Source organism: Streptomyces sp. NPDC097981 (genome assembly GCF_040302565.1).
Lineage (GTDB): Bacteria > Actinomycetota > Actinomycetes > Streptomycetales > Streptomycetaceae > Streptomyces.
Genome location: NZ_JBEORW010000049.1, coordinates 29,306 through 51,604, shown reverse-complemented (window position 1 = coordinate 51,604; position 22,299 = coordinate 29,306). Strand labels below are relative to the sequence as shown.

The window sequence follows — 22,299 nt, the reverse complement described above, 5'->3', positions numbered from 1 at the left end:
GGTCTTAACACTTCCGCGAGGCTGCCGCAGCGTGTCGGAACGATGGAATCCGCAGGAGAACTGCTATTGACCTGCGGATCTCGCAGGGATTCGATGTCGGCCCGGGAGCCACTGAACCACCCTGCTCACCACCGCCTCGGAGGCGATACCGCTCCCGCACCTCAGTTCACCGCACCAGCCGATCGGAATCCCGCACCGATGTCTGAAACGATCAGTGCCCCTCAGGCCCTCGCCCCCGCCACCGGGCCCGTCCCCCAGAAGCTCAAGCGTTCCATCGGCGTCGTCGGCGGCACACTGCTGACGCTCTCGTGCGTGACGCCCGCTTCGACCCTGTTCGTGGTCGTGCCCGACCTGTTCGCCAGCCTCGGCACGTGGACCGCCCTCACGATCGCCATCGGCTCGCTGCTCTGCATCGGCGTCGCGTTCTGCTATTCGGAGCTCGGCACCCTGATCCCCAGCGCCGGCGGCGAGTACGCGATGGTGTCGACCCTGTCGGGCCGGCTGGCCGGCTGGCTGGTGTTCGTGCTCTCACTGCTGGTCGTGATGATCGTGCCGCCCGTGATCGCCATGGGCACGGCCGACTACCTCGCGCCGATCGTGCACATACCGGCCCCTGTGGCAGGCGGCGGCGTGATGCTCCTCGCCACCCTCGCCGGCCTCCTCGACCTGCGGGCCAACGCCTGGATCACCGGCATCTTCCTGGTGCTGGAGGTCGTGGCCGCCGCTCTGGTCGCCGTACTCGGCTTCGCGCACAGCGAGCGGGGCACCGATGCGCTGGTGCACGGCACGGTCGCGGCCGAGGGCGGCGGCACGTCCACGGTGACCGCGATGATGGTCGTCTCCGGGCTCGCCATCGCCCTGTTCATCACCCAGGGCTTCTCGACCGCCGTCTACCTGTCGGAGGAGCTGGAGAACCCGCGGCGCAACGTCGCCCGCACGGTGCTCGCCACCCTCGCGATCTCCACGGCCGTCATCCTGATCCCGGTCATCGCGATCACCGTCGGCGCTCCCGACCTCTCCGCGCTGACCGAGGGCGACCTCGGCGGCATGGTCACCGCCTGGTCGAACTCGGCGGTCGGCACCTTCGTCAGCCTCTGCGTCGCCCTCGCCATCATCAACGCCGGCATCGTCATGGTGATCCAGAACTCCCGCGTGCTCTTCGCCTCCGCCCGTGACAAGGCGTGGCCCGATCCGGTCAACCACGCGCTGTCCAAGCTCGGCCGCTTCGGTTCCCCGTGGGTGGCCACGCTCCTCGTCGGCGTCCCGGGTGCGGCGCTGTGCTTCGTCAACCTCGACACCCTGTACGGGGTCACCGGCGTCTCGGTGACCGGCATGTACCTGCTGGTCGCGGTGGCCGCGCTGTTCGCCCGGCGCGGGGCGCACCGCGACGTGGCCGCCTGGCGGATGCCGCTGTGGCCGGCGGTGCCGATCGCGCTGATCGCCGTCCTCGCGTACATCCTGACCCAGCAGGAGACCCAGTACCTGCTGTGGACCGGCGGGATCACCGCCGTGGCCACGCTCTACTGGGTGCTGTACCTGCGGCCGCGGCAGGACTCCCGCTGGCTGGTCAGCATCCCGGAGGACGCCGAGTCCGCCACTGTCTGACCCCGTCACGCGACGGGACCGGCGGGGCCGGCGGGTTCACTTCCCGCCGGCCCCGCCGATGCTGATGACGACCTTGCCGAAGGGCCCGGCCGTCGCGTACTCGCGGTAGGCGGTCCTGGCCTCCTCGAAGGGGTGGACGCGGTCGATGACCGGGCGCAGCCCGTGGGCGGCCACCGCCCGGTTCATGTCCTCGAACTGCGTGCGGCTGCCCACGAACACCCGGCGGATCGTGGCGAGACTCGATGCGTACGCCGCGTGCGAGATCTCGATGCCGGCCTTGGCGGCGCTGCCGGTGATCAGCAGGGCGATCTGCCCGTACAGGGCGCTCGCCCGCACCGACTGCTCGATGGTCTCGGGGCCGCCCGTCTCCACCACCAGGTCGGCGCCGAGGCCGCCGGTGTGCTCCCGGACCTCCCGGCTCCAGTCGGGGTTCTGCCGGTAGTCGACGACCTCGTCGGCGCCGAGTGCCTTGAGCCGGTCCGCCTTGGCGGCGCTGGAGGTGGTCGACACGACGCGGCATCCCAGCAGCTTCGCGAACTGCACGGCGAAGAGGGAGACCGGGCCGGTGCCGAGGGTCAGTACGGTCTGGCCGGGCCGCAGTGGCTCGCCGCCGGTCAGCGCGTGCCAGGCGGTGACCCCGGCGCAGGGCAGAGCGGCCGCCTCCTCCCAGGTCAGGTGGTCCGGGACACGGACCGCCCACTGCTCGTCGAGGGCGGCGTACTCGGTGAGCATCCCGTCGAGGGTGCAGCCGGGCTGGTCGAAGGCGTCCGGGGTGATCCGGCCGGAGCGCCAGCGCGGGAAGTACGCGCAGGACACGCGGTCACCGACCGCGAACCGGGTCACCGCCTCCCCGACGGCGACCACCTCGCCGGCGCCGTCGCTGAGCGGGACCACGCCGGGTGCGGCGGGCAGCGGGTAGCGCTGGTCGAGGATGAGCAGGTCCCGCTTGTTGAGGGAGGCGGCCCGGACGGCGACGACGATGCCGGTGGGGCCGGCCGGCTCCGGCCGGGGTCCGGCCACGTCGCGCAGCGCGATTCCCTCGATGCCGCCGAATGCCTCCAGGTGGTACGAGCGCATCCCGTCCTCCGGGTCTGTCGTGTCGGTGCCGTGGCGTGCCGCCGCGGTCGGTGCCCAGACTCCGGGGCCGGGGACACGCCCGGCAATTCCCTCCAGGGAATCGCCGGGTCCGGCCGGCGGCGGCTAGAAAGGGCACATGGCCACTGCACCCACCCCGTTCGCCCGTGAGGTCCGCCGGCGGCGGGCGCTGCGCCGGATGAGCCAGCTCGAACTGGCCACCTTGGCCGGGACCACCCAGCGCCACCTCAGCTTCATCGAGAGCGGCCGCTCGTCGCCGGGGCGGGCGATGGTGGTCCGGCTGTCCGAGTCTCTCGGGCTGACGCTGCGAGAGCGCAACTCGATGCTGCTCAGCGCCGGTTACGCGCCGGCGTACGCCGAGTCGCCGCGTGAGGGCGCCTCGATCGAGCCGGCCATGGAGGCCCTGCGGTCCATCCTGACCGGTCATCTGCCGTACCCGGCGGTGGTCGCCGGTCCGCGGGGCGAACTCGTCCTGGCGAACGCCGCGTTCGGCGTGCTGGCCGAAGGCGCGGCCGCGCATCTGCTCGCGCCGCCGGTGAACGTGCTGCGGCTGGCGCTGCACCCCGAGGGTATGGCGCCGCGCGTGGTGAACCTCGCGGCATGGGGTCGGCACATCACGGAGGGCCTGCGGGCCCGTGCCACGGCCCATCCGGACGCCGAACTCGAAGCACTCATCGCCGAGTTGACGGGATACCTGCCTCCGAGCCCGCCTCCGGGACCGGACCACCTGGGCTTCGCGGTCCCGCTGAGGCTGCGTACGGCCGGCGGCGAGCTGCGGCTGCTGACGACGCTGACGTCGTTCGCCACGGCCGTGGACGTCACCCTGGCCGAGCTGCACCTGGAGGCCTTCCTCCCGGCCGATGCCGCCACCGCCGACCTGCTGCGCCGCCGCGCGGAGGCGGCCCCGGCGGCCCCCGCCTGACCCTCCGCGCCGAGCCCGGGCGGCGGGGGCTCCGCCCGGACCCGCACGGGTCAGTTCGCCGGCGGGGACGGGGTGGGGGTGCAGCCCAGGGTGACGGCGGTGTTCACCAGGCCGACGTGGCTGAACGCCTGCGGGAAGTTGCCGAGCTGACGGCGCGCCACCGGGTCGTACTCCTCCGCGAGCAGTCCCACGTCGTTGCGTACGGCCAGCAGCCGCTCGAACAGCTCCCGCGCCTCCTTCTCCCGGCCGGTCATGTGCAAGGCGTCGGCCAGCCAGAACGAGCAGGCCAGGAAGGCCCCCTCGGCACCCGGCAGGCCGTCCACCGACGGGCCCTCGGTGCTGTAGCGGCGGACCAGGCCGCTGCTGCCGAGCTCCGCCCGCACTGCGTCCACGGTGCCGATCACGCGCGGGTCGTCGGGCGGCAGGAACCCCACCCGGGGGATGAGCAGGGTGGCCGCGTCCAGCTCGCGGGAGCCGTAGTACTGGGTGAAGGTGCCCCGCTCGGGGTCGTAGCCGTTCTCGCACACGTCCCGGTGGACCTCGTCCCGCATGGTCCGCCACCGCTCCAGGCCGACGTGCTGCGAGGGGTCGCGTTCCAGGGTGCGCACGGCCCGGTCGGCGGCGACCCACGCCATCACCTTGGAGTGCACGAAGTGGCGGCGCGGCCCGCGCACCTCCCACAGTCCCTCGTCGGGGCGCTGCCAGTTGCGCTCCAGGAAGTCGAGGAGCGCCAGCTGGATCTGCCAGGCGTGCTTCTCCGCGGGCAGTCCGGCCGACCTGGCCAGGTGCAGGGAGTCGAGGACCTCCCCGTACACGTCGAGCTGGAGCTGGTCCACGGCCGCGTTGCCGACCCGGACCGGTGCGGAGGAGGCGTAGCCGCGCAGCCACGGCAGGTCGAATTCGGGGATCCGCCGCTCGCCGCCGATCCCGTACATGATCTGCAGGTCGGCGGGGTCGCCGGCGATCGCGCGCAGCAGCCACTCGCGCCAGGCGCGGGCCTCGTCGAGGAAGCCGGTCGAGAGGAGGGAGCCGAGGGTGAGGGTGGAGTCGCGCAGCCAGCAGTAGCGGTAGTCCCAGTTGCGGACACCGCCCAGCTCCTCGGGGAGGGAGGTCGTGGCGGCGGCCGCGATGCCGCCGGTCGGGGCGTACGTGAGGGCTTTGAGGGTGATCAGGGAGCGGGTGACCGCCTCCCGGTAGGGGCCCTCGTAGCAGCATTGCGCGGTCCAGTCGCTCCAGTCGGCGAGGCTCTGCTCCAGGGCCGCGTACGGGTCGACCAGATCGGGGCGCGGTTCGTGCGAGGCGTGCCAGGTCAGGACGAAGGCGACGCGCTCGCCCGCGGTGACGGTGAACTCGGAGCGGGTGCTGTTGGCCTCGCCCCAGGTGTGCACGTGGGGTTCGCTGCGGAACCAGGCCGAGTCGGGTCCGGCGACGGCGACCCGGTGGCCGTCGGAGCGCCGGACCCAGGGGACGACGTGTCCGTAGTCGAACCGCAGTCGCAGGGTGCTGCGTACGGTGACCTCTCCTGCGAGTCCTTCGACGATGCGCATCACATCGGGTGCGACGTCGCGCTGCGGCATGAAGTCGGTGACCTTGACCGAGCCGCCGTCGGGAGTGTCCCAGTACGACTCAAGGATCAGCGAGCCGTCGACGTAGGCGCGGCGGGTGCACTGCTCTCCCCCTTCGGCCCCGGCCGGGGCGATGCGCCAGTGGCCGTTCTCCTCGTCGCCCAGGAGCGCCGCGAAGCAGGCGGGCGAGTCGAAGCGCGGCAGGCACAGCCAGTCGATGGACCCGTCGCGGCCGACGAGCCCGCTGGTCATGAGGTCGCCGATGAGTGCGTAGTCTTCGATGGGTTGTGTCATTTGTGCGCTGTTCCCCCGAATGCCCGGGTCCAATCAGCGTAGGCCCCGGGCACCTGCTTGCGCGCGCCGGTCAGCCGCGCACGAGGAGCACCGCGCCTGCGGTTGCCACGCCGAGGGCGACGGCGAGGGCGCCGTGGGCCAGGCGGTGACCGCGCAGGACGGGCAGGAAGCGGTCGACGGCGTACCGGCCGGGGCCGGTGAGGGCCAGGGCGGCGGCGGCCACGGTCAGGAGCAGCTCGTACTCGATGCCCTTCGGGGCGAAGAACGACCCGGCACCGTGGACGGCGATCGCGTTGATCATGGTGCCGACGACGGCGGCCCCGGCGAGCGGGGTGAGCAGTCCGAGGGCGAGGCCGAGGCCGCCGAGGATCTCGGTCAGGCCGGCGACGACGGCCATGGCGTCGCCCGCAGGGTAGCCGCTGGCGGTGAAGAACTGGCCGGTGCCGCTGATGCCGCCGCCGCCGAACCAGCCGAGGAGCTTCTGGGCGCCGTGGCCGGCCATGGTGAGCCCGAGGACGATGCGCAGGAGCAGCAGGCCGGCGTCCTGGGCGGAGGTGGAGAGGGCGGGCGGGACGGCCGGTCCGGGGGCGGCCTGCGGCTTCGTCGCGGTGACGGAGGGGCTGGTCATGGGGGGGGATCCTTCCGGTCGGGCGGTCCGGGCGGGGACGGAGTAGTTCAAATTCGAACCGCCAAACCCGACCTTAACCAGTGATTCAAATTGGAACAACCCGTGTAGGCTGGGGGCATGGCTGAAACGAGATGGCTGGACGAGCACGAGATGCGCGCCTGGAGCGGCTTCCTGGCCGCGTCCGCCCTGGTGAACCGCCGCCTCGACCAGCAGCTCAAGGACGACTCCGGCCTTTCGCACCCGCAGTACGAGATCCTCGTGCGCCTCGCCGCGGCCCCGGACCGCGAGCTGCGGATGACGGAACTGGCCAATGGCCTGATCAATTCGAAGAGCGGGCTGACCTACCAGGTCACCCAGCTGGAGAAGGCGGGCCTGGTCCGCCGCCGCAGCTGCCCCTCCGATGTGCGCGGGATCTTCGCCGTCCTCACCGACGCCGGCCGCGCCCGCCTGGAGGAGGCCGCGCCCGGGCACGTCGCGACGGTCAGGGAGGCGCTGATCGACGTCCTGACCCCCGAGCAGCTCGAAGCACTCGCGGACGGGCTGGGCGAGGTCAGCCGCCGGCTGCGCGAGCAGGGCGGATAACGGGCGGAACGGGGTATAAGGGTGTCATGGACGGAAGGGTCTGGCTGACGGTCGCCGGGGTCGTCGCCCTCGGTCTGGCGATCGCGGTCGGCGTTCTCCTCGTACGGGTCTTCGCGGCGCGGCGCCTCCTGCTCGACGCGGGGATCCCGCTGCGCGACAAGGCGCTCTTCTGGGGCGCGGTGATCTACACGGTCTCGCCCGTGGACCTGATCCCCGACCCGGTGTACCTCGACGACATCGGCATACTGCTGCTGGCGCTGCGCTCCCTGCACGCGGCGGCCGCAGCGGTGCGGTCCGGCGCGGGCACCGCCAAGGAGCCGGGCACCGCGTAGCCGTACAGGCGTGCAGCCGTACAGCCGCGCTGTGGGCACCGGCCGGTCGACTCACACACCACCGGCCCCCGCCCACCGCTCGCCCTCCGGGCCGTGACCGCCGGACTCCGGCCGTTCGCCGAGCGGCAGGCCTTCTCCCCGGACACGGCCGGGGAGGTTAACAGGCCCTGGACCGGCGGCTGTCACTGCCCGCTGGCACCATGTCCCGCATGCATCGCGAAGATCTCGACGCCCTGTTCTCCTCCCCCGCCGCCGTGTTGGAGGCCGGGCCCGCGCACGTACGGGAGTGGCCCGGCCCGGATGCCGGCGGCGGGACCGGCCGTGAGGTCTTCGCCCAGGCGGAGGCCGTGTTCGGGCAAGCGGAGGTGTCACGGGCGGAGTTCGGCTCCTGGCTGCACTTCGCTGCGAAGGTGCTGGGGCACGACGCGTACGCCGAGCAGGTCGCCGCGGCCGAGCCCGGCATGCCGTGGCGGACCGTATGGGCCTGGTGGCGGCCGGTCGGCGCCTTCCGCGCCGAGCCGAACCTCAGCGGGGACGCCTGCGCCGAGGTCTACGACGGGCCGGACGGCCGGAGCCTGCTGAAGGTCTGGTCGCTGTGGACCCAGGAGCGCTGGTTCGACCTCGCCACCGGCGAGCCGTGCCCGGCGCCCGCCGATGGCGGGTTCACCGAGCGCGCGGAGGAACCCGCCGAGGACGAACCGTTCCTCTTCGACCCGGACGAGGACGCCTGGGCCCTGGCCTGCCCCGGCACCTGGGAGGAGCCCGTGCCGCTCGGCAGGGGCCGCTTCCTGCTCACCGAGGCGCGCGGGATCCTGGTGGTGGAGCGCAACGAGGCGGCGGTGGCGGCCGGTTGGCCCACCGGCGGCGCCGACAACACCTCGTGGAGCGAGGCCGCGTGCGAGCCGTGGTTCGCGGGCCCGACGGCCGGCGAGGCGCCGCTGGACGCGGCCCGCCTGGAGGCGGTGTTCGGCGCCGACTGGACGGTCCGGGTGCCGGATGCGCAGCTGCCCGCGGCGCTGACCCACCGCCCCACCCGGGAGCTGATCACCACGGCGGGCCTGCCGCGCCACTGGGCGGCAGGCGTGGCCTCGTTCGAGCTCGCCTGGACCGAGGCGGGCCCCCGGGACGCGGAGCCCGGCCCCGGAGGCCTGCTGCACCTGGGGACGTTCGACCTGGGCTACGAAGACGACGGGCAGGTACTCCTCCACCCCCGGACGGGCGCGGTCTCGATCATCCGCGACGGCGAGGGGCCGTTCCCCCTCGCCCGCGACACGGAGACGTTCGTCCGCCTCCTCGAAGCCGTGCGCCGCTTCATGGGAGCCTGCTGGGACTCGTACCCGGGCGAGACCGGCCGCGGTTCCTTCCTCGCCGAGGTGGCGGAGCTGGAGCCGGACATCGTGGAGTCCGACGAGCCCGGCGCCGAGGTCTGGGAGCACCTGTTCGCGTCCATCACCGAGCTCAGCGTCTGGGGCTACTGACGGGGGGAACCGCCGTCCGGTGTGCGGCCCCGCGGCCGCGGCCGGGCCGCGGGCGGGACCGCCGGTCCGGCCGCTGCTCAGCGGACCCCGCGCGGGCGGTACTGGATGCTGATGCGCGGGCCGACGGCACGGCCGGACTTGGGTACCGCGTGCTCCATGGTGCGCTGGCAGGAACCGCCCATCACGACGAGGTCGCCGTGCCCCAGCGGCAGGCGCAGCAGGGTGGGGCCGCCTTCGCGGGGGCGCAGGACGAGATCGCGGGGGTCGCCGACCGAGAGGATCGCGACCATGGTGTCCTCGGTGGCGGACCGGCCGATGCGGTCCCCGTGCCAGGCGACGCTGTCGCGGCCGTCGCGGTAGAGGCAGAGCCCGGCGGTGGCGAACGGTTCTCCGAGTTCGGCGGCGTAGTGCCGGGACAGTGTCCCGCGGACCTCGGCGAGCGCCGGGTGCGGCAGGGGCTCGCCCTCGTCGTAGAAGGCGAGCAGGCGGGGTACGTCGACCTCGCGCTCGTACATCCGGCGGCGCTCAGCCCGCCACGGCACGTCCGCGGCCAGCCGCTCGAACAGGGTGTCGGCGCCCGAGAGCCAGCCGGGCAGGTGGTCGACCCAGGCGCCGGAGCCGAGCCGGGTGCGGCACAGGTCCGCGAGCGGGCCGAAGCCGATCTCGTCGCCCTGGTCGAAGAGGGAGCCCTGGAGGCCGGGGATCGTACGCACCGGTCCATCATAACGCGCCACTCGAACATTCGATCGATTCAGTGGCCGCGTGCACCCTCCCGCCCCGGAGAGGGCGTCAAGGTATCGCTAGGGAGGCGTTAAGGAGCCGTCAAGAACGGCGGCTGCCGCAGACCCGGAGCCCAGCCCGCCCGGACGCACGATGCGACGCGTTTGCGCAGGTGGGATGCGGGTTCGGGGCACATGCACACCCCTCCGTCCAACCGGAGCAATCTCCCGCGCGGCCCGGTCGGGGGCCCGTCAGGATGGAGAGGCGCGCGTGCACGAATGATCGGGTTCCGTACGCTTGCCCAGCCGTCGCACCGATGGCCGGATCCAAGCTGTACGAAGGAGCACCCGCGATGGCCACCCCGACCCAGCCGAGCCGCCTGAGGGCATGGCTCCTGGAAGGCCTGACCGACCAGACGAAGCACCGGCCGGGCCATCGGCCCCAGGAGCCGGGCGAGGGCGCGGCGGCCGAGCCCGCCGACCACGGACGGCCGTGGTGGCGGGTGATGTGCCTGACCGGTCTCGACTACTTCTCGACCCTCGGCTACCAGCCGGGCATCGCCGCGCTCGCGGCCGGCCTGCTGTCTCCGCTGGCGACGATCGTCCTGGTGGTGCTGACGTTGCTGGGGGCGCTGCCCGTCTACCGGCGGGTTGCGGAGGAGAGCCCGCACGGCGAGGGCTCGATCGCGATGCTGGAGCGGCTGCTGTCGTTCTGGAAGGGCAAGCTGTTCGTCCTGACCCTGCTGGGCTTCGCGGCGACCGACTTCCTGATCACCATCACCCTGTCGGCGGCCGACGCGACCGCCCACCTGGTGGAGAACCCGCATCTGACGAGCACGCTGAACGGCCACCAGGTACTGATCACCCTGATCATGATCGCCCTGCTCGGCGGGGTGTTCCTCAAGGGGTTCAGCGAGGCCATCGGGGTGGCCGTGGTCCTGGTCTTCTCGTACCTCGCGCTCAACGTGGTCGTCATCGGGAACGGCCTGTGGCAGGTCGCGAGTGAGCCGCAGGTCATCGGCGACTGGAAGCAGGCGCTGATCGCCGAACACGGCAACCCGTTCATGATGATCGCCATCGCGCTCGTGGTCTTCCCCAAACTGGCGCTCGGCCTGTCCGGGTTCGAGACCGGCGTCGCGGTCATGCCGCACGTCCAGGGCTCCCCCGACGACACGGAGGACAAGCCCGCGGGCCGGATCCGGGGCACGAAGAAGCTGCTCACCGCGGCTGCCGTGATCATGAGCATCTTCCTGATCACCAGCAGCTTCGTCACCACGCTGCTGATCCCGCCCGCCGCGTTCCAGCCGGGCGGCGAGGCCAACGGCCGCGCCCTCGCGTACCTGGCCCACGAACACCTCGGCTCCGCGTTCGGCACGGTCTACGACATCTCGACCATCCTGATCCTGTGGTTCGCGGGCGCCTCCGCGATGGCCGGCCTGCTCAACCTGATGCCGCGCTACCTGCCCCGCTACGGCATGGCCCCCCACTGGGCCCGCGCCCTACGCCCGATGGTCATCGTGTTCACCCTCATCGCGTTCCTCGTCACCTGGCTCTTCGACGCCGACGTCGACGCCCAGGGCGGCGCCTACGCCACCGGTGTCCTCGTCCTGATCACCTCGGCGGCCGTCGCCGTGACCATCGCGGCCCGCCGGGCCGGCGAGCGCGGCTGGGCCATCGGCTTCGGCGTCATCTCCGCGGTCTTCGTCTACACCACCGCCGTGAACGTCGCCGAGCGCCCGGACGGCGTGAAGATCGGCGCCTGCTTCATCGCCGGCATCATGGCCCTCTCCCTCCTCTCCCGCCTCGCCCGCGTCTTCGAACTGCGCGTCACCCATGTGGAACTCGACGACATGGCCCAGCGCTTCATCCGCGACACCGCCAACCGCACCATCCGCTTCATCGCCAACGAGCCCGACAACCGGGACCTTGAGGAGTACCGGCAGAAGAAGGCACAGATCCGCGCGGACAACGACATCCCGTCCGAGGACGACGTCATGTTCGTCGAGGTGACCGTCCTGGACGCGTCCGAGTTCGAATCCGGGCTGTGGGTACGGGGCGAGGTCCTGCACGACCGGTACCGCGTCCTGACCCTGGAGAGCTCCAGCATCCCCAACGCCCTCGCCGCACTGCTGCTCCACGTACGGGACGAAACCGGCCAGCGCCCCCACATCTACTTCGAGTGGACCGAGGGCAACCCGATGGCCAACTTCCTCCGTTTCTTCCTCTTCGGACAGGGCGAAGTCGCTCCCGTCACGCGCGAGGTCATCCGCGAGGCAGAGCCCGACCGCGGCCGCCGCCCCCACGTCCACGCCGGCTGACGTCCACGGCGACGGCGGTGCACCGCGTCGGCCGCTACCCGGCCCAGGGCGCGAGCCCCCACTGCAGCGTGTGCCGGTCCCCCGGTTCGAGCCGCACGCGCGCGGTGTCGCAGCGGAAGGCGTCGGGGCCGCAGCTCATCGGCTCCACGGCGACGCTCCGGCGCCGGTGCGGCTCGGACAGGGTGTCCCCGGTGAACACCTGCACGAAGTCCGCACCCTCACCGAGCCACAGATCGGTGCCGTACGCGCCGGACGGCTCGGCAAGACGTACGACGGCACGCCCGTCCGCCTCCCGCCGCAGGTCCGTGAAGGCCGTGTCCAGCCGCTGCGCGCCTATGGGCCTCGGCGCGCCGAAGTCGTGGGACGTCCCCGACACCGGCTCGGTCGCGACGGGCAGGCCGCGGTCGTCGGTGCGCAGCCAGGTCCGGGCGGGGACGGTCAGCAGCATGCCGTCGACCGTGCCGGGTCCCACGGCGAGATACGGGTGCTGACCGACTCCGTACGGTGCAGGGGTGTCGCCGGCGTTCCGTGCGGTCAGCGTGACCGTCAGGCCGTGGCGGTCGAGTGCGTACTCCGCCCGCGCCACCAGGTGGAAGGGGTAGCCGGGTTGCGGCCAGAGCGTGGCCGCCAGCACCACGCGGTGCTCCGCCTTCTCCACCGCCTGCCATGACGTCCAGCGCAGCAGACCGTGGATGGCGTTGGCGTGTTCGATCTCGTTGACGGGCAGCTGCTGTTCCTGCCCCTGCCACCGGTACCGGCCGTCTCCGATCCGGTTGGGCCACGGCAGGAGGAGCTGCCCCCGTCCGTCCTCGATCGGGTCGTCGGCCTCGAAACCGTCGACGACCGGGCGATCGGCGACCGCGTAGTGGCGCAGGGCACCGCCCAACTCCACGACGACTGCGGTCTGTGGACCACAGGTCAGCCGGAACTGGGCACCCGTCCGATGCATGGCCGCCATCCTCGCCGGTGACGCTCGGGGTTCGGGGATCCCGCACACCGGGTGCCTCCATTGCATCACCGTGCGCACGGCGTCGCACCTCGGCGGAGCCGGGCCGCCGTTGAGCCGTTCGGCTCCGCAGAGCACTCCAACGGGTCAGTGGCAGTCGTGCCACCGGCCCGTGGCAGTGCCGCAATGCTCTCTTTGTGGCGCGGATTTCATGTCCCCGTCAGCACACAGGGAGAGAATCAGTGGAAGCCAGCGGCACCGACCGTGGAACGCTCCTTGCTGCTCAGGTCCTCAAGGGGCAGAAGGCCCTGGTGACCGGGGCGAACTCCGGCATCGGCAAGGCCACCGCGATCGGCCTCGGACGGGCGGGCGCGGACGTGGTCGTGAACTACGTCGCCGGGAAGGACGCCGCCGATGAGGTGGTGCGGGAGATCGAGGGCTTCGGCGTCCGCGCCTACGCGCACGAGGCCGACGTGTCGAAGGAGGAGCAGGTCGTCGACATGGTCGCCCGGATGGTCCAGGAGTTCGGGACCATCGACGTCATGGTGGCCAACGCCGGGCTCCAGAGGGACGCCCCGGTCACCGACATGACCATGGACCAGTGGCGCCTGGTGATGGACGTCAACCTCACCGGTCAGTTCCTGTGCGCGCGCGAAGCGGCCAAGGAATTCCTGCGTCGCGGCGTCGTCCCGGAGGTGTCCCGCTCTGCGGGGAAGATCATTTGTATGAGCTCGGTGCACCAGATCATCCCCTGGGCCGGGCACGTGAACTACGCCTCCTCGAAGGGCGGCGTACAGATGCTCATGACCACGCTCGCGCAGGAGCTCGCCCCCCACCGGATCCGGGTGAACGCCGTCGCCCCGGGTGCGATCCGCACGCCCATCAACCGCAGCGCCTGGGACACCCCCGAGGCCGAGGCCGACCTGCTGCGCCTCATCCCGTACCGCCGCGTCGGCGACCCCGAGGACATCGCGAACGCGGTGACCCTCCTCGCCTCCGACCTGCTCGACTACGTCGTGGGGACGACCATCTACGTGGACGGAGGCATGACCCTGTTTCCCGGGTTCGCCACCGGTGGCTGAGATCCGCAGTCCTTCAGCCGTCCGGAACGAACCACCGAGGCTCACATGAACAGCGCGATCGCGATCATGGCGGACACCCCTCCGCAGCTGCTCCCTGCCCGCGGGCTCATGGCCTTCACCCTGGCCTCCCACATCCTGCTCGTGCCCTTCGGAGTGGCCCTGCCCGCCATCACCCTCCTGATGCACCACCGCGGGCTGCGCAAGGGCGACCCGGTCGCCCTGCTGCTCGCGCGGCGCTGGTCGGCGGTCATGGCCGTGCAGTTCGCCATCGGCATCGTCACCGGTACCGTGCTCTCCTTCGAGTTCGGCCTGCTGTGGCCGGGCATGATGGGCCGGTGGGGCGATGTCTTCGGCCTGGGATTCGGCGTCGAGGCGTGGGCGTTCTTCCTCGAAGCGATCCTCATCGCCATCTACCTCTACGGCTGGCGAAGGCTGAAGCCGTGGACGCACTTCTGGCTGGGTCTGCCCCTGCCGCTGACGGCGCTGCTGGGGGCGTTCGGCATCATCGCCGCGAACTCCTGGATGAACACGCCGCGCGGGTTCTCGCTCGACGCGGACGGCAACCCCGTGGACGTCAACGTGCGGAAGGCGATCTTCACGCCGATGTTCGGCCCCGAATACTGGCACTTCGTGGCAGGTGTCATCCTCACGGCGGGTTATGTCGTGGCCGGGGTGTACGCGGTCGGCTGGCTGCGCGGCCGGCGTGACCACTACCACCGGCTCGGCTTCACGGTGCCGTTCACCGTCGCCGCGATCCTCACGCCCCTGCAGTTCATGCTCGGGGACTCCATCGCACGCTCCGTCTTCCACAAGCAGCCGGTGAAGTTCGCCGCCACCGAGATCGTGTGGAAGACCGACACCCACGTACCGGAGTACCTGTTCGGGCGACTGCATCCCGGCGGGTCGATCTCCGGTGGGATCAAGATCCCCCAACTGGACTCGATCCTCGCCGGATTCAGCCCGGACACCCAGGTGACGGGCCTGTCGTCGGTTCCCGCGAGCGACCGCCCGACGGCGACCCAGGCCACGATCGCCCACTGGGCGTTCGACATCATGGTGACGATCGGAAGCCTGCTCGTCCTGCTCGCGCTCTGGTACGGCTGGTGCTGGCTGCGCCGTCGCGACCTGCCGCGCTCGCCGTGGTTCTTCCGGTGCGCCGCCGTGGCCGGGGCAGCCTGTCTGGTGACGGTGGAATGCGGCTGGATCACGACCGAGGTGGGGCGCCAGCCCTGGATCGTCTACCAGAACATGCGGGTGTCCGAAGCCGTCACGGACACCCGGGCCGCGTCGCTGTGGTCGATGTTCGCAATCGTCGCCGTGGTCTACGCGCTGGTCTTCGCCACCTTCCTGGCCGTCCTGCTCAGGATGCGCACCCATTGGCGTGCCGCCGACGAACGACTGGTCGAAGCCCACGCCGCCGCCCCGGAAGGCGACACGCCCTACGGGCCCCGCCCGACGACCGCCGCGGCCGCATCCGACCACGGCACCGGACGCGGCAACGGAGGAGGGAAATGATCCAGGACGTCGTGGCCTGGGTGCTGCTGGCCGCGGTGGCCGCCTACGCGTGCGCCGGCGGCACCGACTACGGAGCCGGGTTCTGGGATCTGTTCGCGGGCGGAGCCGAACGGGGCAAGCGACCCCGGTGGCTGATCGACCACGCCATGGAGCCGGTCTGGGAGGCCAACAACGTCTGGCTCATCTTCGTCCTGGTGATCACGTGGACGGGCTTTCCGGTCCTGTTCCAGACGGTCTTCACGGCCATGTGGCTCCCCCTGGCGCTCGCGGCCGTCGGGCTCGTCCTGCGCGGTGCAGGCTTCGCCCTCCGCAAACCCATGACACGCCTCTCGCGGCGCAGGATCTACGGCGCCTTCTTCGCCGTGTCGTCACTCCTGACACCCTTCTTCCTCGGAGCGGTGATCGGCGGCCTGGCCACGGGCCGGGTCGCTCCGGGGACGGAGGCGTCCGCCGACGCGTGGTCCAACGGGACCTCCGTGCTCGTCGGGCTGCTCACCGTCGCCGCGACCGCCTTCCTCGGCGCGGTGTTCCTCACCGCCGACGCCCGCCGTTTCGACGCCCCCGACCTCGTCCGCTACTTCCGGCTGCGGGCCTGGTGCAGCCTCGGGGCCATCGCCGTCCTGGCGGTCGTCGGCCTCGCCGTCACCCACGACGACGCGCCCTACGTCCACGACGGCCTCACCAGCGGCATCGGCCTGGCCGTCATCCTGATGGCCGTCGTCAGCGCCGTGGCCACCGCCGGACTGCTGTACCGCACGGCCACGGGCTGGGCGAGGATCACGGCGGCCGGCAGCGTCGCCCTCGTCGTGCTCGCCTGGGGGCTGGCCCAGCGGCCGTACCTCATCCCCACCTCACTGACCGTGGACCAGGCGGCGGGAGCGTCGACGACGCTGCGCTGGCTGGTCCTGGTCACGGTCATCGCGATCGTGCTCGTCGGACCGCCGCTGGTCCTGCTCTACCGGCTGGACACCAAGGGCGCCCTCCAGCCTCTCGCCGAGAACGACCTGCGGCGGAGCGCCGCCGACCGGAATCCGGGCGGCGCCCCGCCCTCCTGACCGGGTTCCGGCGGACGGATGCGCTCTTCGGGGCCGATGCGGAAAAGCGGGTGATTCATGACGGAGCCCGGCCACGAACCGTTGATCGTGGTGGTACTGGGCGTGTCGGGCGCCGGGAAGAGCACCGTCGGCAAGGCCCTGGCCGAGGGACTCGCGGTGCCGTTCCTGGAGGGCGACGACCTCCAGCCCGCCGCGAACATCGCCAAGATGGCCGCCGGGCACTCCCTGGACGACGCGGACCGCGGACCGTGGCTGCGTACGCTCACGGACCGGATCCGGCAGTCCTCCCGGTCCGGGCGGCGGCTGGTCGTCGCCTGCTCGGCCCTCAAGCGCGCGTATCGCGACGAACTCCGCGGGGCCGCCCCGGGCGTCTGGTGCCTGTACCTGGCGCTGGACCGCGACACCGCCCGGGCCCGGGTCTCCCGGCGGACCGGCCACTTCATGCCGGTCCGACTGGTCGACTCGCAGTTCGAGACGCTGGAACCGCTGGAACCGGACGAGCCCGGCACGACCGTCGACGCCACCGGCGACCCCGGGGCCACCGTGGCCCGGGCGCGTCACGCCGTTGCGGGCCTCGGCAGCGAACCGCCCGGCTGAGGCATCAGCCGCCCAGGAGCACGGCGATGTCTCCGGACTGCGGCGTCGGACCTCCGGTCCGGGTCACAGGCAGCAGTGTGCCGTCCGGACGCACCACGAACAGCAGATGCTGTCCCGCGGGGACGGGCCCGTCGAGACGGCGCGTGACGAGGCGGGCGCCCCGGTCGTAGCGGCGGGACAGCTCGGCTCCGGTCAGCGCGGAATCGAAGAGCACGCTGCCCCCGGTGTACGGGGCGACGACGCCCTGGGTGTCCGTGGCCGGCCCGAGGCGGTACACCGGGCCCTCGACGCTGTCCTGGAGGTTCATGGAGGCCAGGGCGTTGAAGTCGCTCTCGTCGGTGAGGAGCAGGACGCCGGTGAGCCCCTCCAGCTCGGCACCCGAGCCGGTGGCCGCGGCGAACAGCTCCCCGGGGGCGAGTTCGAGCCCGGCCGCCCTGATCCGGTCCCGCTGCGCGTCGTGCCCGGCCCACATGACGATCTCCAGTCCGGCCGACCGCAGGGCCAGACCCAGGTCGACCACCCAGGGATCACCACCGACGAGCAGGGGCCTGGAGCGCGACGGGCGCACGACGCCCAGCCGTCTCGCCACCGGCACGGCGGTGAGCCCGTACAGCGTGACGGTCACCACGATCACCACGAACGTGGCGGGAAGGATCTTCGAGGCGCCGCCCACGCCGTCCTCGGCCAGGGTGGCCGAGAACGTCGAGGCGGTGGCCGCGGCCACGATGCCGCGTGGCGCCATCCACCCCAGGAACCCCCGCTCCCCGCGGCTCAGATCCGTACCGAGCGACGCGACGGCCGCCACGAGCGGGCGGGTCACCAGGACCAGGACGGCGACGAGACCGAGCGTCGGCAGCACCACGTGCCGCAGCGATCGGGGGCTGACGGTGGCCGAGATGGAGATGAACAGGAGGCCGATGACCAGATGCACCAGGGTCTCGAAGAAGGGATTGCGGGCGCCCGTACCGGAGCCCGGCAGGTTCGCCACCGCCAGCCCCATCAGGACGGCGGCGATCAGGCCCGTGTCGTCCCGGATCACATTGCAGGCCGCCGCCACACCGATCACCGCGGCCAGCTGGACCGTCGTGCCCAGCACCTCCCCCGGCCGCAGCCTGCGCAGCAGCATGAGCACCACGGTCCCCACGATGCCGCCGGCCACGCCCACCGCGGCACTGGTGGTGAACTCCACCAGTTCGGCGCCGAGGCCACTGCTGTTCCCGGCGACCACGCCATGGAAGACCAGAGCCCCCAGGATGGCTCCCACCGGGTCGATGAGCGTGCCCTCCCAGATGAGGATGCGCTGCAGCCGTTCCGTGGGACGTACGAAGTTGAGCAGCGGTCCGACGACCGTGGGTCCGGACACGATCAGGATGGCCCCGAGCATCACGGCCGCACCGCCCGACATCCCCAGCAGAACGCCTGCGAGCAGCGCCGCCGACACCGCGGTGAGCAGCCCGCCGAACCAGATCAGCCGCACCACGACCCGGCGGGTGTGCTCCCTGAACCGCTTCAGGTCCAGGCCGAGCCCGGCGTCGTAGAGGATCAGCGCAACGGCCAGCGAGACCAGCGGGGAGAAGGTGGCCCCCAGCAGCTTCTCGGGGTTCACGTCATCGGTCAGCGCGCCGGCGGTGAATCCGGCCGGCAGCAGGACGATCAGCGCGGGGATGCGCAGCCGGCTTGCCAGCAACTGGGAGCCCACGGCCAGGACGACGATCAGTCCGAGGCCCGTGAACACCTGGTCCTGCGACAGGGCGGCGGCTGTGTTCACGGCCCGCTCCGCCGGTTGCGGTGCGCACTGACGCGCCGCCACATCGCCCGCTGGACCTTGAGCGTCCCGGTTCCGACGAGGATCAGTACGACGATGTTGAGCAGCAGCTGGAGCAGGGATCCCAAGGCCTCGTCCCAGCTGGCGAACGCGCACGAGACCTCGATGTCGGCCGCCGCCGGAATGGTGGTCACCGAGATGAAGACGCCGAGCAGTGCACTGGTGCGGGCCTCTGTCAGCGAGACGATGCCGACGACCGCGGCGAGCACGGCCACCACCACCGAGAAGAAATTGGGTGTGTTGATCAGGTTCGACACCGGCCTGATCCCGAGGTCGAAGGCCTCCGGCTGGAGGTCGAATGCGCGGACGAACAGGCCGAACAGCAAGGTGGCGGCCACGGCCAGGCCAAAGCCCGCGCACAGCGCCGCAAGGCCCTGCCGGATGGGCGGCCGGGAACCGTGGTCGATGCCCAGGGCGACGCTGGTGACGGCCGCGTACTCCGGACCGACCACCATGGCCGCGACGATGAGGATCTGCGAGTTGGTGATGATGCCGACCGCACCGATGACACCGGCGATGACCATGAAGAGGTAGAAGCTCGGGGGGTACCGCCCCTCGGCCCGGATCCGGGCCTCCACCCGCTCCCATACGGGCACGCGCAGCCGGGACCCGAGCACTTCGGCCCCGGCTCTGGCCGCGTGGTCGGAGAAGGCCGTATCGACCGGGTCGAGGGCGATGGACCCCCGGCGTTCGAGTCCGAGGTCCCGCAGCCCGCGCAGCACCTCGTTGGCGACGCCGGTGAGGACGTCGCACACGATGGCGTCGCCGTCGGGGTTCCGTACGCTGCCGGGCTGCACGGAGAGGTTCAGGACGCACGGCTGGGCGCTCAACAGGGCCAGGACACGACCCGTGAGGTCCGGCGGGCTCACGGCCCGGACGTGCAGCATGTCCAACCGGATCTCCGCGTGTGAGAGGGAGGCGCACGGGTGCGCCGGGCCCGGACAGGCCGCTCGTCCATTAACGCGGCGGCCCCGGGGCCCGGCAAATCGGATGCGGCGGGGTCTCCGCTCGGCGCGCGCGGGCAGCGGGTGTGCCGGATGGTGAGGACATGGGTACACCCGAGCCCGACGGGATGAGCGAGGCCGACTTCCGGTCGCTCTATCGTGATCTGCGCCGTACGGCCCCCGGTGGTGCCGCACCCCTGGGGGCGCTGGCCACCCTCACCCCCGCACGGACGCTGGCTGCCGTCCGCGAAGTCCGCTCCGGCCGCACGGTCTCGCTCGCCGCGCCGGTGAACACCCGCCAGGGGCCGGACAACGCCGAACCGGCAGAGCACCGGCTCACCGCGCCCGTCGGCGGCGTCCCGGACCCGGGCGGCCTGCAGTTCGCCCGGGACCGCATCGCCATGAACATCCACGGCGACGTCGACAGCCACATCGACGCGCTCTGCCACGTCATCTACGAGGGCACCCTGCACGGCGGCATGCCCGCGGCGGACGTCCTCTCCCCGCACGGAGCCGGGGCCCTGTCCATCGACCTGGCCCGCGACGGCATCGTGGGCCGGGGAGTGCTCCTGGACATCCCGCGCCTGCACGGCACCCCCTGGCTCGAACCGGGATCACATGTGACGGCCGAGGACCTTGCCGCCGCCGAAGCACGGCAGGGGCTGCGGGTCGGCCGGGGCGACATCCTGCTCGTACGCGTCGGGCACCGGCGGCGGCGTGAGGAGCTCGGCGCCTGGGACTCGGCCGGCGCGCGGGCCGGACTCCACCCGACCGCCCTGCGCTTCCTGGCCGACCGCCAGGTGGCGGCCCTCGGCAGTGACGGCAACAACGACACGGCTCCCAGCGCCGCGCAGAGCGTCGCGTTCCCCGTGCACGTACTCGCCATCCACGCGATGGGCCTGCACCTGCTCGACTATCTGCAGTTCGAGGACCTGGCCCCGCTCTGCGAACAGGAGGGGCGCTGGTCGTTCCTCTGCGTGATCGCGCCACTACGGCTGCCCGCGGCGACCGGTTCTCCCGTCAATCCCCTGGCGATCCTGTGACCGGAATCCCCTGGCGATCCTGTGACCGGCCGGTGGTCCCGGCGTTCCGGCCGGGCCGATTCGCCGGGCATCCCAGCCGGAGCTACGTTGTAAATGCTGAACGGACCCCAACTCACCTGACAGGAGCAGATCCATGCTCCGGGGAGGGTCGCAGGCATGACCGAGGCACGGCAGTACGACGTCATCATCATCGGCACGGGTGCCGGCGGCGGCACACTCGCCCACCGCCTGGCACCCACCGGTAAACGGATCCTCCTTCTCGAACGCGGTGACTACCTGCCGCGCGAACGGGACAACTGGGACTCGACAGAGGTGTTCGTCAAAGGGAAGTACCGCGCACCGGAGTTCTGGTACGACAAGCACGGAGACCGGTTCCCGCCCGAGGTGAACTACTACGTCGGCGGGAACACCAAGTTCTACGGCGCCGCCCTCTTCCGTATGCGCCCCGAGGACTTCGGCGAACTCCGCCACCATGACGGTGTCTCTCCCGCCTGGCCGCTGAACTACGGCGACCTGGAGCCGTACTACACGCAGGCCGAGCATCTCTACCTCGTCCACGGCCGGCACGGCGAGGACCCCACCGAGGGTCCGGCCGGCGCCCAGTACGCCTATCCGCCCGTGCAGCACGAGCCGCGCATCCAGCAGTTGAGCGACGATCTGGAGAAACAGGGCCTGCACCCCTTCCACCTCCCGATCGGGGTGAACCTCGTCCAGGACGACCAGGGGCGGGCGACGCGCGGGAGCGCCTGCATCCGCTGCGACCGCGTCGACGGCTTCCCCTGCCTGGTCGGAGCGAAGTCGGACGCCCAGGTCATCTGTGTGGACCCGGCCCTGGAGCACGCCAACGTCGAACTGGTCACCCATGCCGACGTGCGCCGGCTGGAGACGGACAGCACGGGGCGCAGCGTGACCTCGGTCGTCGCGGAACTGGGGGACGGCTCGACCGTCCGGTTCGCCGGGGACATCGTGGTGGTGGCCTGCGGGGCCGTCAACTCCGCTGTCCTGCTGCTGCGTTCGGCCGACGACAGGCACCCCGGGGGCCTGGCGAACAGCTCGGACGTGGTCGGCCGGCACTACATGCGGCACAACAACCTGGCCCTGATGGCGGTGTCGCACGAGCCGAACGACACCAGGTTCCAGAAGACCCTGGCGCTGCACGACTGGTACCTGGGCTCCGACGACTGGGACTACCCCCTCGGCGGCATCCAGATGCTCGGCAAGTCCGACTCCGAGCAGATCCACGGCGAGGCACCCCGCTGGGCCGGCGCCATCACCCCGGACATGCCCTTCGAGGTGCTCGCCCATCACGCGGTCGACTTCTGGCTGTGCGGTGAGGACCTGCCGGACCCGGACAACCGTGTCACCCTCGACGGAGACGGCGGGATCCACCTCGCCCTCGACGAGAAGAACAACACCGCCGGGCTGAAGCGGCTGCGGCACAAACTGCAGGGCATGCTCGGCCACCTGGGCATGCACGAGCACCATCTGCTGCCGCACAGCATCTACCTGCACAAGGGCATGCCCATAGGCGCCACGGCGCATCAGGCCGGCACCGTCCGCTTCGGCCGCGACCCGCAGAGTTCCGCTCTCGACGTCAACTGCAAGGCACACGACCTCGACAACCTCTACGTCGTCGACACGAGCTTCTTCCCGAGCATCGGCGCGGTCAACCCCTCACTGACGGCCATCGCCAACGCCCTGCGCGTCGGGGACCACCTCGCGGAGCGACTGCACTGACCGGGAACGGATCGGAT

General features: G+C 71.6%; 19 protein-coding genes. 12 read left to right on the top strand and 7 right to left on the bottom strand.

Annotated elements, in window-relative coordinates; translation table 11 throughout:
• Nucleotides 1-198 precede the first annotated feature (198 nt).
• Nucleotides 199-1,605 carry an APC family permease gene (locus ABTY04_RS33785; RefSeq protein ID WP_352217261.1) on the top strand — a complete coding sequence of 469 codons (1,407 nt, stop codon included), beginning with the start codon at nucleotides 199-201 and terminating at the stop codon, nucleotides 1,603-1,605.
• A gap of 36 nt (nucleotides 1,606-1,641) precedes the next feature.
• On the opposite strand, the gene ABTY04_RS33780 is transcribed toward ABTY04_RS33785, so the two are convergent.
• Entirely contained in the window at nucleotides 1,642-2,682 is a 1,041-nt protein-coding gene (locus ABTY04_RS33780; protein ID WP_352217260.1) for a zinc-dependent alcohol dehydrogenase family protein, read from the bottom strand.
• Nucleotides 2,683-2,818: 136 nt separating this feature from the next.
• Here ABTY04_RS33780 and ABTY04_RS33775 point away from each other — a divergent pair, with 136 nt between their 5' ends.
• Nucleotides 2,819-3,622, top strand: coding sequence for a helix-turn-helix domain-containing protein (locus ABTY04_RS33775; protein ID WP_352217259.1), 804 nt, complete (start codon nucleotides 2,819-2,821; stop codon nucleotides 3,620-3,622).
• Between the two features lie 50 nt (nucleotides 3,623-3,672).
• On the opposite strand, the gene ABTY04_RS33770 is transcribed toward ABTY04_RS33775, so the two are convergent.
• Both ABTY04_RS33770 and ABTY04_RS33765 read right to left on the bottom strand, forming a co-directional pair.
• Entirely contained in the window at nucleotides 3,673-5,481 is a 1,809-nt protein-coding gene (locus ABTY04_RS33770; RefSeq protein ID WP_352217258.1) for a glycoside hydrolase family 15 protein, read from the bottom strand.
• 70 nt (nucleotides 5,482-5,551) lie between these two features.
• Complete coding sequence (locus tag ABTY04_RS33765) at nucleotides 5,552-6,109, bottom strand: DoxX family protein (protein ID WP_352217257.1); 558 nt, start codon at nucleotides 6,107-6,109, stop codon at nucleotides 5,552-5,554.
• 117 nt (nucleotides 6,110-6,226) lie between these two features.
• Here ABTY04_RS33765 and ABTY04_RS33760 point away from each other — a divergent pair, with 117 nt between their 5' ends.
• The 3 genes from ABTY04_RS33760 to ABTY04_RS33750 all read left to right on the top strand — a co-directional run bounded on the left by ABTY04_RS33760 (nucleotide 6,227) and on the right by ABTY04_RS33750 (nucleotide 8,501).
• A complete protein-coding gene (locus ABTY04_RS33760) occupies nucleotides 6,227-6,691 on the top strand; it encodes a MarR family winged helix-turn-helix transcriptional regulator (RefSeq protein ID WP_352217256.1) in 465 nt (154 codons plus the stop codon).
• A gap of 26 nt (nucleotides 6,692-6,717) precedes the next feature.
• Nucleotides 6,718-7,023, top strand: coding sequence for a YkvA family protein (locus ABTY04_RS33755; RefSeq protein WP_352217255.1), 306 nt, complete (start codon nucleotides 6,718-6,720; stop codon nucleotides 7,021-7,023).
• 209 nt (nucleotides 7,024-7,232) lie between these two features.
• The gene (locus ABTY04_RS33750; RefSeq protein ID WP_352217254.1) at nucleotides 7,233-8,501 is read left to right on the top strand and encodes an SUKH-4 family immunity protein; all 1,269 of its coding nucleotides are present in this window, start codon (nucleotides 7,233-7,235) and stop codon (nucleotides 8,499-8,501) included.
• A gap of 77 nt (nucleotides 8,502-8,578) precedes the next feature.
• On the opposite strand, the gene ABTY04_RS33745 is transcribed toward ABTY04_RS33750, so the two are convergent.
• Nucleotides 8,579-9,214, bottom strand: a complete 636-nt coding sequence (locus ABTY04_RS33745; RefSeq protein WP_352217253.1) for an alpha-ketoglutarate-dependent dioxygenase AlkB — start codon at nucleotides 9,212-9,214, stop codon at nucleotides 8,579-8,581.
• A gap of 359 nt (nucleotides 9,215-9,573) precedes the next feature.
• On the opposite strand from ABTY04_RS33745, the gene ABTY04_RS33740 reads away from it, so the two are divergent.
• Nucleotides 9,574-11,538, top strand: a complete 1,965-nt coding sequence (locus ABTY04_RS33740; RefSeq protein ID WP_352217252.1) for an APC family permease — start codon at nucleotides 9,574-9,576, stop codon at nucleotides 11,536-11,538.
• A gap of 34 nt (nucleotides 11,539-11,572) precedes the next feature.
• Here ABTY04_RS33740 and ABTY04_RS33735 read toward each other — a convergent pair whose 3' ends face one another.
• Nucleotides 11,573-12,487, bottom strand: coding sequence for an aldose 1-epimerase family protein (locus tag ABTY04_RS33735; RefSeq protein ID WP_352217251.1), 915 nt, complete (start codon nucleotides 12,485-12,487; stop codon nucleotides 11,573-11,575).
• 239 nt (nucleotides 12,488-12,726) lie between these two features.
• Between ABTY04_RS33735 and ABTY04_RS33730 the strand changes: the two genes are divergently transcribed.
• The 4 genes from ABTY04_RS33730 to ABTY04_RS33715 are packed head-to-tail and all read left to right on the top strand — an operon-like array spanning nucleotide 12,727 to nucleotide 16,733.
• Nucleotides 12,727-13,566 carry an SDR family oxidoreductase gene (locus ABTY04_RS33730; RefSeq protein ID WP_352217250.1) on the top strand — a complete coding sequence of 280 codons (840 nt, stop codon included), beginning with the start codon at nucleotides 12,727-12,729 and terminating at the stop codon, nucleotides 13,564-13,566.
• A gap of 45 nt (nucleotides 13,567-13,611) precedes the next feature.
• A complete protein-coding gene (locus ABTY04_RS33725; RefSeq protein ID WP_352217249.1) occupies nucleotides 13,612-15,081 on the top strand; it encodes a cytochrome ubiquinol oxidase subunit I in 1,470 nt (489 codons plus the stop codon).
• Nucleotides 15,078-16,136, top strand: coding sequence for a cytochrome d ubiquinol oxidase subunit II (locus ABTY04_RS33720; protein WP_352217248.1), 1,059 nt, complete (start codon nucleotides 15,078-15,080; stop codon nucleotides 16,134-16,136). Before ABTY04_RS33725 ends, ABTY04_RS33720 begins: the two co-directional genes overlap by 4 nt.
• A 57-nt stretch (nucleotides 16,137-16,193) precedes the next feature.
• Nucleotides 16,194-16,733, top strand: coding sequence for a gluconokinase (locus tag ABTY04_RS33715; RefSeq protein WP_352217247.1), 540 nt, complete (start codon nucleotides 16,194-16,196; stop codon nucleotides 16,731-16,733).
• Between the two features lie 4 nt (nucleotides 16,734-16,737).
• On the opposite strand, the gene ABTY04_RS33710 is transcribed toward ABTY04_RS33715, so the two are convergent.
• Nucleotides 16,738-18,483: a cation:proton antiporter gene (locus ABTY04_RS33710; RefSeq protein ID WP_352217269.1), complete on the bottom strand. Its 1,746-nt coding sequence runs from the start codon at nucleotides 18,481-18,483 to the stop codon at nucleotides 16,738-16,740.
• 14 nt (nucleotides 18,484-18,497) lie between these two features.
• Nucleotides 18,498-19,451, bottom strand: a complete 954-nt coding sequence (locus ABTY04_RS33705) for a DUF389 domain-containing protein (RefSeq protein WP_352217246.1) — start codon at nucleotides 19,449-19,451, stop codon at nucleotides 18,498-18,500.
• A 155-nt stretch (nucleotides 19,452-19,606) separates the two neighbouring features.
• Here ABTY04_RS33705 and ABTY04_RS33700 point away from each other — a divergent pair, with 155 nt between their 5' ends.
• Complete coding sequence (locus tag ABTY04_RS33700; RefSeq protein ID WP_352217245.1) at nucleotides 19,607-20,545, top strand: cyclase family protein; 939 nt, start codon at nucleotides 19,607-19,609, stop codon at nucleotides 20,543-20,545.
• Between the two features lie 156 nt (nucleotides 20,546-20,701).
• Nucleotides 20,702-22,282: a GMC oxidoreductase gene (locus ABTY04_RS33695; protein WP_352217244.1), complete on the top strand. Its 1,581-nt coding sequence runs from the start codon at nucleotides 20,702-20,704 to the stop codon at nucleotides 22,280-22,282.
• The last annotated feature ends 17 nt before the right edge of the window (nucleotides 22,283-22,299 follow it).